Annotated in this window: 15 protein-coding genes and 1 tRNA gene; 7 read left to right on the top strand and 9 right to left on the bottom strand. The window is 28.7% G+C overall.

What is annotated here, in order from left to right; translation table 11 throughout:
• The first annotated feature begins 14 nt into the window (after window positions 1-14).
• Window positions 15-1,112, top strand: coding sequence for an FAD-dependent monooxygenase (locus B8063_RS03125; protein ID WP_085069396.1), 1,098 nt, complete (start codon window positions 15-17; stop codon window positions 1,110-1,112).
• Here B8063_RS03125 and B8063_RS03120 read toward each other — a convergent pair.
• Window positions 1,102-1,752, bottom strand: coding sequence for an LON peptidase substrate-binding domain-containing protein (locus B8063_RS03120; RefSeq protein WP_232311417.1), 651 nt, complete (start codon window positions 1,750-1,752; stop codon window positions 1,102-1,104). The genes B8063_RS03125 and B8063_RS03120 overlap by 11 nt on opposite strands.
• Window positions 1,753-1,795: 43 nt before the next feature.
• Here B8063_RS03120 and B8063_RS03115 point away from each other — a divergent pair, with 43 nt between their 5' ends.
• From B8063_RS03115 to B8063_RS03105, 3 genes are all read left to right on the top strand, one after another.
• Window positions 1,796-3,448, top strand: coding sequence for a tetratricopeptide repeat-containing sulfotransferase family protein (locus B8063_RS03115; protein WP_085069392.1), 1,653 nt, complete (start codon window positions 1,796-1,798; stop codon window positions 3,446-3,448).
• 3 nt (window positions 3,449-3,451) lie between these two features.
• Window positions 3,452-4,303, top strand: a complete 852-nt coding sequence (locus B8063_RS03110) for a sulfotransferase domain-containing protein (protein ID WP_085069391.1) — start codon at window positions 3,452-3,454, stop codon at window positions 4,301-4,303.
• A gap of 241 nt (window positions 4,304-4,544) precedes the next feature.
• Window positions 4,545-4,730, top strand: coding sequence for a hypothetical protein (locus B8063_RS03105; protein ID WP_085069389.1), 186 nt, complete (start codon window positions 4,545-4,547; stop codon window positions 4,728-4,730).
• On the opposite strand, the gene B8063_RS03100 is transcribed toward B8063_RS03105, so the two are convergent.
• Complete coding sequence (locus tag B8063_RS03100; RefSeq protein ID WP_085069387.1) at window positions 4,727-5,314, bottom strand: hypothetical protein; 588 nt, start codon at window positions 5,312-5,314, stop codon at window positions 4,727-4,729. The genes B8063_RS03105 and B8063_RS03100 overlap by 4 nt on opposite strands.
• Before the next feature lie 134 nt (window positions 5,315-5,448).
• Between B8063_RS03100 and B8063_RS03095 the strand changes: the two genes are divergently transcribed.
• Together B8063_RS03095 and B8063_RS03090 are read left to right on the top strand one after the other, a co-directional pair.
• Window positions 5,449-5,523: transfer RNA gene (locus B8063_RS03095), tRNA-Gly, on the top strand.
• A gap of 10 nt (window positions 5,524-5,533) precedes the next feature.
• Window positions 5,534-5,878: a 4a-hydroxytetrahydrobiopterin dehydratase gene (locus B8063_RS03090; RefSeq protein WP_085069385.1), complete on the top strand. Its 345-nt coding sequence runs from the start codon at window positions 5,534-5,536 to the stop codon at window positions 5,876-5,878.
• Here B8063_RS03090 and purH read toward each other — a convergent pair.
• The 6 genes from purH to B8063_RS03060 form a co-directional block, all read right to left on the bottom strand.
• Entirely contained in the window at window positions 5,868-7,409 is a 1,542-nt protein-coding gene (gene purH / locus B8063_RS03085) for a bifunctional phosphoribosylaminoimidazolecarboxamide formyltransferase/IMP cyclohydrolase (RefSeq protein ID WP_085069382.1), read from the bottom strand. The two genes, B8063_RS03090 and purH, sit on opposite strands and share 11 nt — an antisense overlap.
• Window positions 7,406-9,037 (bottom strand): heparinase II/III family protein, encoded by a 1,632-nt coding sequence (locus B8063_RS03080; RefSeq protein ID WP_232311416.1) that lies wholly within the window; start codon window positions 9,035-9,037, stop codon window positions 7,406-7,408. The genes purH and B8063_RS03080 overlap by 4 nt, the downstream gene beginning before the upstream one ends.
• A 1-nt stretch (window position 9,038) precedes the next feature.
• Window positions 9,039-9,698 carry a ribulose-phosphate 3-epimerase gene (rpe, locus tag B8063_RS03075; RefSeq protein ID WP_085069380.1) on the bottom strand — a complete coding sequence of 220 codons (660 nt, stop codon included), beginning with the start codon at window positions 9,696-9,698 and terminating at the stop codon, window positions 9,039-9,041.
• A 27-nt stretch (window positions 9,699-9,725) separates the two neighbouring features.
• The gene (locus tag B8063_RS03070) at window positions 9,726-10,082 is read right to left on the bottom strand and encodes a hypothetical protein (RefSeq protein WP_085069378.1); all 357 of its coding nucleotides are present in this window, start codon (window positions 10,080-10,082) and stop codon (window positions 9,726-9,728) included.
• A gap of 69 nt (window positions 10,083-10,151) precedes the next feature.
• Complete coding sequence (locus B8063_RS03065; RefSeq protein WP_085069376.1) at window positions 10,152-11,966, bottom strand: sodium:solute symporter family protein; 1,815 nt, start codon at window positions 11,964-11,966, stop codon at window positions 10,152-10,154.
• Entirely contained in the window at window positions 11,963-12,223 is a 261-nt protein-coding gene (locus B8063_RS03060; RefSeq protein WP_085069374.1) for a DUF4212 domain-containing protein, read from the bottom strand. Before B8063_RS03060 ends, B8063_RS03065 begins: the two co-directional genes overlap by 4 nt.
• A 201-nt stretch (window positions 12,224-12,424) precedes the next feature.
• Between B8063_RS03060 and B8063_RS03055 the strand changes: the two genes are divergently transcribed.
• Window positions 12,425-12,982: an esterase gene (locus B8063_RS03055; protein WP_232311414.1), complete on the top strand. Its 558-nt coding sequence runs from the start codon at window positions 12,425-12,427 to the stop codon at window positions 12,980-12,982.
• Here the strand turns inward: B8063_RS03055 and acs are convergent.
• Window positions 12,979-15,054 (bottom strand): acetate--CoA ligase, encoded by a 2,076-nt coding sequence (gene acs, locus B8063_RS03050; protein ID WP_085069369.1) that lies wholly within the window; start codon window positions 15,052-15,054, stop codon window positions 12,979-12,981. The two genes, B8063_RS03055 and acs, sit on opposite strands and share 4 nt — an antisense overlap.
• Window positions 15,055-15,061: the final 7 nt, after the last annotated feature.

The raw sequence follows: 15,061 nt of genomic DNA, 5'->3' as shown, positions 1-15,061 counted from the left end.
AAATTAAATAATAAATGAATACATGTTTAATAGGCTTTAATCTTACAAACTTTCTCCTGGCTATATTATTAAGTAAAAAAGGTTTTGAGGTAGATATTGTTTTTGATGAAAAAAATAAATCTAAATCAAATAATAGAACAATTGGTATTTCAAAAAAAAATATTGAATTTCTGAAATCAATTTTAAATATTCCAAATCAATATCTTTGGCCAATATTTCAAATCGAAATTTTAAATTTAAAAAATGATCCATCAAAAAAAATAAAATTTAAAGATAAAAAAGATGAAAACTTTTTCTTAATTAGACAAAGTGATTTATTACAGTTATCTTTAAAAAAATGTAAGCAATTAAAAGATATTTATTTTTCCAAATGTACACAAAATGAGATTTTAAAATTAGAAGAAACAAATAACTATAATTTAATTTTTAATTCTCAATCAAACAATATTTTGATAAAAAAATTCTTTTCAAACAGTATTAAAAAAGATTATGCTAGTATGGCATTTACTGCGATCCTAGATCATAAAAAAATAAATAATCACGCAGCTGTACAAGTTTTTACAAAATATGGACCTTTAGCTTTCTTGCCACTATCTAAAGAAAAAACTTCCGTAGTTTATTCGGTCCAAAAAAAATTTGGACTTAATTCAGCTAAAATAAAAGATGAAATTTTAAAGCACTCAAAATATTATAATTTAAAAAAAATCTCTGAATTAGAAAATTTTGATCTCAAGTATTCTTTCCCTAGAAAATTTGTTCACAAAAATATTCTTTGTTTTGGGGATGCTTTGCACAAGATACATCCCCTTGCTGGACAAGGATTTAATATGACGTTGAGAGACTTGAAACTCATTTCTTCTATAATAGACAACAAGTTGGAATGTGGATTAGAGATTGATAAATCCACACTCCTCGAGTTTAGAGATAAAAGCAAACATATAAATTACATTTTTGGGGTTGGTATAAATTTCATTAATGAATTTTTTAAATTAGATAGTGAGTTTGAAGGTAAAATATCTGAAAATATTTTTAGTCTATTAGACAAAAGTGAATTCTTCAAACGTAATTCAATTTCTATTGCTAATAAAGGTTTAAATTTTGCTATTGAATAGTTTTATTTGTAAAATTGTAATTAGTGTAAGTAACTAATATTTCCTCTAATTTTTTTTTTCTATCCATTAAATTTTTTGTCTCTAATAAGATTTGTTTTTCCTCCAATGTAAATGGTGAAGCCATCGACAAAGTATTTATTGTTTGCTCAACACTTTGGTTTTCAAGATCTTTCCAATTAATTTGATAACCTTGTTGCTCAAATAGTTTCTTTAAATCATTAAAGACTTGTTTTAAATCAGAAAACTTTATTATTTCTTTTTGTTCGACCAAGTCATTTGAAAAGTTATTAAAATTTACTTCACACTCTCTGTATAGTTTACTGGAACTTATTTCGCCAATAGTTTCATATCTACATATTCCATTTAAAACTATAAGATATCTTCCGTCGTCTGTTTCATTAAAACTTGTAATTTTACCAATGCAGCCAACTTTATGTAGATCTGGTTTTTTTAAATTTCCAGTTCTCTTTGGCTGGATCATTCCAATATATCTATTATTCCTCATACTATCATCAATCATTTGTATATATCTTGGCTCAAAAATATTAAGTGGAACAGTTGTTTTAGGAAAAATAATAAAATTAGATAGTGGAAAAACAGGAATTTTTTTTGGTAAATCTTTGTTTATCATATTGATCATTTAATTTAAGTATAAGTATATAGTATTACATCATTATAATTCAATGAGAGAAAAAAATTTAAATTTCAATAAACAAAAAATATTAAAATTTTTTCAAGATAAAAAATACCTCAAAATATCAAAGATTTCAAAATCGATTTTAAAAGCTTTTGCAAATGATAAAGAGATTTATAAAATTATAATATATAGTGAGATTAACCAGAAAAATATTGACAAAGCTTTAGTTGTCTCTGAAAAACTTCTACTTTTAAAAGATGACGCTGAGACAAATTATATTCACGGAAATGTTCTTAAACTAAAAAATAAATTTGAGGAGGCAATAATTTTTTATAAAAAAGCTATTGAGTTGAAACATGATTTTTTTGAAGCATATAATAATCTAGCTAGTTCACAAAAAAAAATTGGTTTAATTAATGAAGCAATTCAAAACTATAATAATTCTATTAAAATAAAAGAAAACAATCTCGAGGCATATTTTAATTTAGGAAATTTGTTATATGATGAAAAAAAATTCGATGAAGCTCTTACATCCTATGAAAAAGTTATAGAAATTAATAGAGAATTTCCTAAATCGTATTTTTTAATTGCACAAATAAAATCTGTTCAAGGAAAGTTTGAGGAAGCGAAAAATTATTTTTTAAAAGCAATTGAGAAAGATAAATTTTTGTCAGAGGCCTATGTTCATTATGTAAATACCAGAAAAATTAAAGAGGACGATAGTATCATAAAGGTTTTAGAGGAACTTTTAGAAATAGAAGGTCTTGATAATAAATTAATACAAAACTTTTGTTATGCCCTAAGTAAAATATATTTTGATATTGATAAAATTGAACCTGGATTTAAACTACTAAAAAAAGCAAAAGTAGCTTACACAGCATTAAATAATTATTCAATAACTGAGGAAAAAAATCATTTTATAAAAGTAAAGCAATATTTTTTAAGCAATAAATTTCCAAAGTCAGATTTTAATAATACCTTCAAAAAAAATCCTATTTTTATTATTGGTATGCCAAGATCAGGCACTAGCCTAATAGAACAAATTGTTTCAACACATTCAAAGGTTTATGGTGCAGGCGAACTAACCATTCTTCCAAAAATAATACACAATTCTATTTGGGATAAAAATACAAATCCTCAAGAACTATTAAATTTTGTTAGGGAGGAATATTTATCTAAAATCTCAAAACTTAATACAAATAAAGAATTTATAATTGATAAAATGCCATTTAATTTCTTTTATGTAGGATTTATTTTAAACTCTATTCCTGAGGCAAAAATCATACATATGCATAGAAATCCAATGGCGATTTGCTGGTCAAATTACAAAGCAAATTTTTTTGATAATATTGGTATGGATTATGCCCACAAATTAGAAACTATTGGAGAATTTTATGTAATTTATAATGAAACAATGAAATTTTGGAATGAGATCTATCCTAATAGTTTAATTGAAGTTGATTATGATAATTTTGTAATGGATTATGTTTCAGGTTCTAAAAGTATAATTAAAGATATAGGTTTGAATTGGGAGGACAAAATTTTGAAATTTCACGAGAATAATAGAGCAGTTGAAACAAACTCTTTGTTGCAAGTTAGAGACCAAGTATATCAAAATAGTTCAAAAAATTGGAAAAAGTATGAAAAATATTTAATTCCTGTTATGGAAATACTTAAAAATAATAATATTAAATTCTAAACAATGATTCTTTGGATAGCCTCTTACCCAAAAAGTGGCAATACATGGATAAGATCACTTCTTAGCTCATATTATTATACAAATGATGGAGTTTTTACTAATGATTCTTTATTAAAAAATATTGGTCAATTTCCTGAAAAAAAACATTTCAAAAAATTTGATTATAATATGACAGTTCCTGGTGATACAGCTAAATTTTGGATTCAAGCTCAGGAGCTAATTAATAAAGACAAAAAACTCAGATTTTTTAAAACTCATAATTTTTTAGGAAAAATTGGTAATACTCAATTTACAGACGAAAAAAATACTTTAGCTGCGATATATATAATAAGAGATCCACGAAATGTTATTACTTCTCTAAAAAACCATTTTGAGATGAGTTATGAAGAATCTTTGGAATTTATGGTTAATGAAAGAAAATACACTTACGACTATTTCAAAAAAAATGATTTTAGTGATTTTCAGTTTTTAAGTTCATGGGAAAAAAATTACCAAACCTGGATTAATAATAAAATTTTTCCGACACTAGTTATTAAATATGAAGACTTAATCAAACAAACTTATGAAGAATTTAAAAAAATAATAAAATTTGTAGATAATTTAATCGAAAAAGACAATGAATTTCAAAAAACAAAAGCCCTTAATGCTTTGTCAAGCACAAGTTTTACTAACTTAAAAAAAATTGAAAATACAAAAGGTTTTTCCGAAGCTTTGGATTCAAAAATAAAAAATGAAAGGATACCATTTTTTCATTTAGGGCCAGAAAATAATTGGAAAAATAAGTTGGATAAAAACTTTCAAATTAAGGTTAACGAAGTTTTTAAAAAGAACCTACAAGAATTGCATTATCTTTAATTTTTTCTCACAAATTTTGCTACTTGCTTAATTGAAAAAAAACTACTAATTTAAAAATTATTATAAGCGGGCATAGCTCAGTGGTAGAGCGTCTCGTTGCCAACGCCATAATTCAAGCTCTTTTTCCTTTAGTAATCATAGTCTTTCTCAACGTTTAGTTGATCTCGACACACTCACGACACAGTTCGATACAAAAATGAACATAACTTTAAACCATTATTACATCTAAATTGTTATTTAAATGATTGATTATATTTTTTACTTATGTGTAGATATATTAGTTTGGTTAGCAGATCTTACTGGAACTACTTATGAATTAATAAATATTATTATATTTATTATAGGTTATCCTTTATTCGTATTTATACTTATTGGAATAATTTATTATCAAAATAAAAAATTAAAAAAGCTTAATAGTAAATACTAATTTTTTCCCCAATAATGTTTCTTAACTAGCTTTTTTATAAAATTGTCTATTTTATCAGTCGAATCTTCTTCTAAATCCTCAATTTTCCGAAAGTCACTATTGAGTGATTGAGCAATAGAGGCAAAATCAGGCAACGGTGTTTCTTTAGGATTTTTTTTATTTTCTTCTTCAGTATCTAGTATCAAAATTGCGTGTAATCCATCAATAATTAACTTAGCATCTTTCTTATCCATTCCTTTAATTGTGAAGGCGTTAATCATGATTTCGTATTCTGTAGTAAAAACCTTTCTAATATCTTTATTTTCAAGAAAAATATCCTGCATAAAAAATTCGTCTTTTTGAAAAGCAGATTTAAATATTAATTTTTTATTATTTCTAACTTTAGACACGTATGCAATTAAGTAGAAAGTAGTTAAAATTTCTGAAATTATATATGTGTTTTTTTCATCAATATATTTTTGAAAATTTTCTGGGGTCGATTTTTTATGAATTTCAAAAAATTCAAAGAGCCTCAAAAACTCTTTAGATGAATTTTTAATAACTTTTTTTTGATCTAAGAAGTCTAGAATTAAATCACCCAACATACGCGTAGCATAACAAATAATTCATTTATCATCTATATATTCGACACACTCACGACACAGTTGGTTTTAAATTTTAATAATTTAACTAACACTTGCATTTCTAAAAACCGCTAACTATAATAGTTTTTTAACAAGCGGGCATAGCTCAGTGGTAGAGCGTCTCGTTGCCAACGAGAAGGTCGTGGGTTCGAGTCCCATTGCCCGCTCCAAAAAAAAATTATGAGTGATTTAGCTAATAAAAAATGTGTTCCTTGTGAAGGAAATATTCCTCCTTTTAAAATAGAGGAAATACACAACTATTTAAAAAAAGTTGATGGTTGGACAGTTAAAGAAGATGGATTAGATGGTTATCATTTAACAAAAGATTTTAAATTTGAAAACTTTTTAAAAAGCCAAGAATTTGTAAATAAAGTGGGAGAAATTGCAGAAAGTGAAGGTCATCACCCAGATATATGGTTTGGATGGGGATATGCTAAAATAAAAATCTATACTCACGCAATAAAAGGATTGGCTGAAAGTGATTTTATATTAGCTGCAAAAATTGATAAAATTACTAATGCTTAAAGTGACGTGTTTTTGAAAATACAAGCACAGTCTCTGTTTCATTAGCATATTTTATAATCTCTTTATCCCTAATTGAACCAGAGGGTTGAATAACTGCGCTCACACCTGCTTGAACTAAAGTTTCAATTCCATCTACAAAAGGAAAAAAAGCATCAGAAGCAGCGACTACTTCATCATTCTCTTTTATTTTTTGAAAGTTATACATTTTATCAATTGCAATTTTACAACTATCCAGACGGCTTGGTTGACCCGATCCTATTCCAACTGTTCTATTATTAGAGGTAAGAACAATCGCATTAGATTTTACATATCTGCAAACATTTAGGGCAAACATTAGTTCTCTAAATATTTTGGACGAAGGTTTTTTTTTAGAAACTACTTGAAAATTTTTACTTTCAAACTTTTTATTATCAGGTGATTGTATAAGTAAGGAGTTAAAATTTGAGACAATACTATTTATGTTTTCTAATTTAATTTTTGAAGAGTCTATTATTCTTAAATTCTTTCTTTTTTTTAAGATTCTAATAGCATCTTTCTCATAACCATTGCCAATTATTACTTCAAAATAAGTTTTAGATAATTCAGCTGCCAGCTTGATATTAATTTTAAAATTACAAGAAACTATTCCACCAAAGGCACTTATAGGATCTGAAGATAGCGCTTCTTTAAAACTACCAACTTTGTTTTTGTTAATTGATACACCACAGGGATTTGCGTGTTTAACAATTACTGTGCCAACTCCAGTTGGTAATGATTTTGATGTGTTAAGTGCTGCATATATATCATTATAGTTATTATAACTGAGTTTTTTTCCATGTAGCTGATCTAAATTTGTTGATAAAGAATAGCTGTATATTGAAGCAATTTGATGTGGGTTTTCTCCATATCTAAGTTTTTCAACAAGGTTTGTTGATATTACTTTTTTATTTGGAAAACTTGTCTTATTTTTTTCTATAAAGTAATTTGAAATCATTGCATCGTAAGATGCAGTTTCAGTAAAAGCCTCCTCAGACATTTTTTGTCTAAAAGATAATGAAGTTGATCCTTTATTTTCATTTAATTCTGATATTAATTTTTCGTATTGATCCAATTTTGTGATAATTGTGACATCTTTATAATTTTTTGCTGCTGCTCTGACCATTGTTGGTCCACCAATATCAATATTTTCTATAATTTTATTGTGATTTGTACTTTTATTTAAGGCTTTCTCAAATGGGTAAAAATTTACAATTACTAAATCTATATTTTCAAAATTATAAGATTTCATTGCAAGTTTGTGGGATTTTTTATTTCTTTCATTTAAAATTCCAGCATGAATTTTTGGGTGCAAGGTTTTCACTCTTCCATCAAGAATTTCTGGAAATTTTGTAAAATTTGAAACCTCATTACATTTAAAACCATTTTTTTTTATTTCTTTAAATGTCCCACCAGAGCTTATAATTTTAATCTTAAATTTTTTAAGAACTGATAAGATTTTTTTTAAGTTACGTTTATCTGAAACTGAAATTAGAGCCTGTGATATTTTTTTCATTCAATTTTAGTTATTTCCCATTTTATCACCTGATCATCTTTTTCAGTCAATCCAGAGATAAAAATATTTTGATTTTCTAAATAATTATTTTTATTACCAAAATATAATCCAGTTTCAACATCAATAGACCCATTTACTGAATAAAATCTCCAAGCAGAATTTTCAAGTTCAATTAGTATTATATTTTTATCCTGAGTCTTTGTTACTTTTGTGGTTGGCATCAAATGGAATCTAATATCAAAACTTGTAGGTATAAAATTTTTATTTTTGATAAGTTTATCTGTTCCTACAAACTTGTTTTTTTCTGGAAAAAATTCTAATGACCTTTCATGAATAGTTCCATAATTTTTTAAGTATCCATCGTGTGAACTTTTAATTAGCCAATAGTTTTTTTCACATACAATATTTTTTTTTGAAGTATTGAAATTTGATTTATTATATATTTTACCTTTAAAATTTCTCTTAAAAGTAACTATAGAGTTGTTATTTAGTATCAAAGTAGAGTGTGCTGCAGTCGATCTTGAAATCAGATTCAATTTGTTTTTTATATTTTGATAATAACCTGAATTGCAAATTATTTTTGTTCCTCTATATATTGCTTCAAACGAAAGAGGTCCACTTTGGTAATTTTCAGAAAATTTACTTTCTGGAGGAGATCCAATATCCATTCCTAAAATTACGTGTTTATTTTTTAAAATACCGTATCCACCTAAATCTCTTTTTTCACTTTTAAAAGAGTATTTTTGATAATCCAGATAAATATCAAAATCTTCTAAATTGCTATTATGATTACCATTAAATAATAAACTTTGTTTAACTGAACCCCAAACAAAGTTATATCCCTTGCCCAAGTGAAAAATTATTTCATCAAGATATTCAGGGATTTCAGTGGATGACTCTTTCAAAAACTCTCTTAAAATAATAAAATATTTTAAGTAGAATACCAGTTGTCTAATATTTCTAGATTTTGGAAAATATTCAGTATCAAAAGAGGTGGTTATTATTTTTTTTAATAGTTCTAGTCCAAAATCTAAATATTTTTCATGATTATAAGATACTCCTGCTAAAATAATTGCAGAACATCCTATTAATTTATCATGGTAATTGTCCGATCTTTTTATTTCATTAATTAAATGATTTGTTTGTTTAAAAATTATTTTATTAAATTTCTCTTTAAATATTTTGCCCCCTTCATCGTATGTTAATTGTGAATTTGTGATCCATGAAATAATTCTTCTTGATAAAGTGTCGATTTCCCACAAATCATCATTGTATTTTTGATTACTCTCAATCCATTTATCAATTACTGATATACAAATTTTTTTAGAAGACTTTAAATCAACTGAAAATAGCCAAAAAAAATTATTTAATTTTTTATAGTCCTTATAAGAAAGTTTTTTTACTTCCCAAATTTTTTCTGTTTCAAAATCTTCAATTTTATTTTTTGTTTTTTCATATTTTGCAATTGAACCCAAAATTTTTAAGGAAGGTTTATAAGTTAATGCTTTAAGACTTTTTGATGAGATTCTCTTGTCGTAAATAGCAGAATTTAAATAAATTTTTCTTATTTTTTTTAAGACTTGATAAAGTGATTGATTAATAATCAGCGTGAAATTATTCAATTTCATTTTACACTAATCTTAGTGTCTCAATATTTTTTTTAATGTCCCCTCTATTTTCTTTAAAAATTGTAGTACCAGAGACCAATATATTTGCTCCAGCATTCAGAATATCTTTAGAGTTTGAAAAATTAACTCCACCATCAACTTCAATATCAAAATTATAATTATTTTTATCTTTTATTTCTTTGAGTGATTTTATTTTATCCAATACCTCTGGTATAAATTTCTGGCCTCCAAAACCTGGAAATACGCTCATTATTAATACTAAATCAATATTGTCATAGTAGTCAGATATTGTTTTAATTTCAGTATCAGGATTTAATGAAACACCTACTTTTTTATCCAAACTTTTAATTAAAGATATTGTTTCTTTCATGTTTTCTGTTGCCTCTGGATGAAATGTAATTATATCAGCGCCAGCATCTGAAAAGTCTTTTATATATTTATGCACTGGGGATATCATTAAGTGTACATCAAACTTCAATGAACAATGTTTTCTAAGCGCCTTAATGACTGGTGGACCAATTGTGAGATTAGGAACGAAATGTCCATCCATCACATCAACGTGGATCATGTCTGCTCCACCTTCTTCAAGCCGTTTTATTTCATAAGCCAATTGACTAAAATCTGCTGATAAAATTGATGGTGAAATTTGAATTTTTTTCATTAGTGCTAGGTTTACTAGTACCAATTTTTAAAATTTAATTGAATTAAAAAATTGATAGATTTGTCTTGAAATTTCACTCTCAAGAGGAAAAGACAACATTCCCATTACAGAATAACCCAATATCCAAGGCATTAAATAAAATCTAATCATATAAAAAAACCAAGCGACATATAATGGTACCAGAGGTCCAACAATAAAAGAAGGTGTTATTGGTTTAAATACATTAATCAAAGGATTTGTATATTTAACAAAAACTTTCATGAAAAAAAACTCAGAGTCTTCACGTTGAAAAATATTCATTGCAACTCTTCCAATCAAGGTCCACATAATTATTCCAAGCAAATAATCTATAAAATAGATTAAAGGATGAAAGTTTGCTGACATTTAAAATTTATATTGGAAAAATAGTTGAAATTAAAGGGGCGAAATTAATCGCCCCTTAAAAGAGTTTATTTAGTGTTGTTTACCAAGAATTGTTTTACCACTCGGTACACGTACGTTATCAACCATTTTTTGAGTAGCTTTATCTGGCTCTTGTGTCATTAAACTTACAACAACCATAGAAACTAAACTTACAGCTGATCCAAAGATACCAAATGTTAATTGTGTAATACCTAGGAAACCACTTCCACCACTTCGTACCCAAACTAAGTACCAAGCACCTGAAACTAAACCTAAGATCATTCCAGCAATTGCACCTTGTCTGTTGGCTCTCTTCCACCATACACCAAGTACAAGTGGGAAGAACAATCCAGACATCGCAAAGTCAAATGCCCAAATAACCGAACCTAAGATACCTTGTATCTCCATCGCTGCGATAGTTGCTCCAGCAAAACCAATTACTACAAGTAATACCCTTGCAACAACTAGTCTCTTTGCAGTTTCCGCTTTTGGATCAATGATTTTGTAGTAAACATCATGTGATATAGCGTTTGCAATCGCTAGAATTAAACCATCAGCTGTTGACATGGCAGCAGCCATACCTCCAGCAGCAACCAGACCCGAAATTACATATGGTAATCCTGCGATCTCTGGAGTTGCTAATACAACGGCTTTACCACCCATGAAGAACTCGTTTAATTCAACAGTTCCATTTCCGTTAAAGTCGCTGATAAACATCAAGTTTGCTTGGTTCCAGTTTTGATACCAATCTATCGCTTGAACTTCTGCTATTGATTTACCGATTATACCAGTTGATAAAGTTGGATCAATCAATGACAACTTGGATAGTGTAGCTAACATTGGAGCAGAAGAATAAAGTAAGAAGATAAAGAATAATGACCAACCTACCGATTTTCTAGCTGCTTTTACGCTTGGAGTAGTGAAGTATCTCATCATAACGTGTGGTAATGAAGCTGTTCCCATCATCATTGCCAATGCTAATGAAATAAATGCCCAAGGTGTAGCGTTAACTGCAGAGTGAGCTTTAGTTATTCCTGCTAAGCCTTTTGGTACTAAAGCAAGATCTTCCTTAGAATTTGCAACGAAACCAAACTGCTGTTCAAGTTCACCAATTCTAGCAACCTCATCAGCTAACATAAAGTGAGGGAAGAACCCTGCACCCATTTTGTTACTGATCCAGAATACTGGAAGTAGGTAAGCTATAATTAGCACGATATATTGTGCAACTTGTGTCCAAGTTACTCCTCTCATACCACCCAACATTGAACATAATAAGATACTTATTAATCCAATATAAACAGCGTACTGAAATGGAATATCAAGTGCAACAGATGCAATAGTTCCTGTAGCGTTAATTTGAGCTGTTACATAAGTGAACGATGCAACAGTTAAAACAGCCACCGCACAGAACCTAGCTAAATTACCACCGTATCTTGTACCTATAAAATCTGGGACTGTGTAACAGCCAAATTTTCTTAAGTATGGTGCTAATAAGGATGCAACAAGCACATAACCACCAGTCCAACCTACAAGTAGAGCCATATAACCATAACCTTTAAAGTAAATACCACCTGCCATTGCAACGAATGAAGCACCAGACATCCAGTCTGCTGCTGTGGCCATTCCATTGAACACTGTTGGTACTTGCCTTCCAGCTACGTAATAAGCATCTGCTTGGGCTGTTCGTGATAGATAACCAATTAATGCATAGATGAATACTGTAAATGCAACAAAAGCGATACCTATCGCTTTAGCAGACATACCCATCTGTTCAGCAATTGCCATGATGACTATGAAACCTATAAATCCTCCAGTATAAATTCCATAAACTCTTGGCAAATTATCTATAAAACTACCTTTCATTATTCGTCCTCTCTTTCGCTAAAGCCGAACTCTTCATCAATTTTTTCTTGCCTATTTGCAAACCAGAAAATTAAAATTACAAAGATTCCTAGAGATCCTTGACATGTAAACCAATATGTCCACGGATATCCAAAAGGTCCAGTGACCTCGTTCATTTCAGCTCCAAAGAGAAAGATGCCAATTGAGAATACAAACCATATAGCAAGTGTTATAAACAACAAGCCACGGGTTTTTTCCCAATGTTTTGTTTGATTTGACATTTTTACCTCTCTATTAAGTTATAACTTGATAAAACCATAACCATTATCAGAGCTTTGAAAAGACTAAAAATTATACATATAAAGTACTTATTTACTTACTTTTTTAAGGTATAATTGACTCACCTCACATAAATTATGGGAAAATACAAATTAACCTGGAAAGATCTCACTCTAAGAGATTTCAAAATATATTTATTCGCTATGTTCAAAGCGTTTATTCCAAAGAAAAAAATCAAAAATTTAGACCAATTAGAAGAGTTTATTCAAACAAAATCTGCATGGGTAACTCAAGTTACTTTGTATAACTATTTAAAAACTAGAATGGGAACGAGATATGTACTTCATTTTGAAAATGATGTTTTTATGGGATCAGTAAATCTTGCAAAATGGAATATTTATTCGGTATCTTTGCAGGATTTAACTTTTTTTACGTTCTCATATTTAAATGTAAATTTTAATTTTCAAGAAATAAATAAAGCGAAAGAGATTTTCAATAAGATTTTAGATGATGAAATTTCAAATAAGATGCCATTGGACATAATTGAGTCGGCTAGAAAAAGTTTTGATGAAAGGTTAGAAAAAATTAATTGGAATGAATATTATCAAGATTTGCCATTCAATCCTAGTGCTTTGTCATTATATAGATGGGCCCCAATAGCAGAAGAGTTGAAAACTTTAGATCGACAGATTGTACTTAATTCAATGATTTTAAAATGGGATATTATAAAAAAAGAATTCGTAAGTTTAATTCAATTTTAAATATTTTTCCTATTTTCAACTAAACTGTTTACAACACTAGGATCTGCCAAAGTGGTAGTATCACCTAATTGTTGATGTTCATTAGCAGCAATTTTTCTTAAAATTCTTCTCATTATTTTACCAGATCTTGTTTTTGGAAGACCTGGAGTAAAATGAATAAGGTCTGGAGTTGCTAGAGGTCCAATTTGTTTTCTTACCCAAAGTTTTAAATCTCTTTCAAGCTCCCCTGTTTCTGTTTCTCCAGCATTTAGAGTTACATAACAGTAGAGACCATTTCCTTTAATATCATGTGGATACCCAACTACTGCCGCCTCTGCTACTTTTGGATGAGCTACAAATGCACTTTCTATTTCTGCAGTTCCCAGGTTATGTCCTGATACTATAATTACATCATCCACTCTACCTGTTATCCAATAGTAACCATCCTTATCTCTTCTACATCCATCTCCTGTAAAATATTTTCCATTAAACTGAGAGAAGTAAGTATCAATAAACCTTTGATGATCCCCATAAACAGTTCTCATTTGACCAGGCCATGATTGTGCAATACAAAGTCTTCCTTCTCCAGCACCTTTAATTTCATCACCGTTTTTATCAACTAAGACTGGTTTAATTCCATAGAACGGTTTTGTTGCTGAACCTGGCTTAAGTGGAATAGCTCCAGTTTGAGGAGCAATCATAATTCCACCTGTTTCTGTTTGCCACCATGTATCTACAATCGGGCATTTAGAATTTCCTACAGTTTTATAATACCACATCCATGCTTCAGGATTGATTGGTTCTCCAACTGTGCCTAAAAGTTTTAATGATTTACGTGATGTTTTTTTAACGGGTTTATCGCCTTCTCGCATTAGAGCTCTGATTGCAGTTGGAGCAGTGTAAAATGTATTTACTTTATATTTGTCAACTATTTGCCACCATCTTGAACTGTCAGGGTAATTTGGAATACCCTCAAACATAATTGTAGTTGCTCCATTGGAAAGTGGCCCATAAATTATATAGCTATGACCTGTAACCCAACCAATGTCAGCTGTGCACCAGTAAATATCTTTTGGCTTATAATTAAAAATATATTGATGTGTCATTGAGGCATAAACCATGTATCCACCAGTCGTGTGAAGTACGCCCTTCGGTTTACCTGTTGAACCTGATGTATATAAAATGAATAAAGGATCTTCCGCATTCATTTCCTCCGGTTCACATTGATTTGAAACATCTTTAATTAAATCATGGTACCAAACATCTCTTTCATTATCCCAATTGATATAATTACCTGTACGTTTTACTACAATGCATTTTTTAACATTTGGACAATTTAATAGCGCTTCATCAGTTGTATATTTAAGAGGAATAGTTTTTCCTCCTCTAACTCCTTCATCTGCAGTAATAATGTATTCTGACTCACAATCGTTAACTCTTCCAGAAATAGACTCAGCAGAAAAACCACCAAAAATTATTGAATGAACTGCGCCAATTCTCACACAAGCAAGCATTAAAATTGCAAGCTCAGGTATCATTGTTAAGTAAATAGTAACTCTATCACCTTTTTTAATTCCTAATTTTCTTAAACCATTTGCTGCTCTAGATACTTTTTGATGGAGTTGTTTATAAGTTATTTTTTGACTATCTTTTGGATCATCTCCAACCCAAATGATTGCAGTTTTGTCTTTTTTATCTTTTAAATGTCTATCAATACAGTTTGCAGATGCATTTAAAGTTCCATCTTCAAACCATTTAATTCTTACATCTTTAGTACTGTATTTTACATCTTTGATTTTTTTATATGGTTTAATCCATGAAATTCTTTTTCCTTCTTTTCTCCAAAATTCATCATTGCTTTTTATAGATTGAGAATACTTTTGTTGGTATTTACTTTTATTTGCTAAACTACTTTTTATCCATTCAGGTTTTGTTTTTATTATTACCTCTGAGACTTGATTTGCCTCTTGCTTTTGAATTTTTATTTTTTTTTTAATTTTTTTTGAAGATTTTTTTTTGATTTTAGAGCTATATTTTAATTTTTTAGAAATTTTTGTTCTTTTTTTTGTAATTTTCTTTTTTTTTTTAGGCATGTAATAA

This window comes from Candidatus Pelagibacter sp. RS40, assembly GCF_002101295.1.
Classification (GTDB): Bacteria; Pseudomonadota; Alphaproteobacteria; order Pelagibacterales; family Pelagibacteraceae; genus Pelagibacter.
This window is presented reverse-complemented; position numbering and strand designations above follow the sequence as displayed.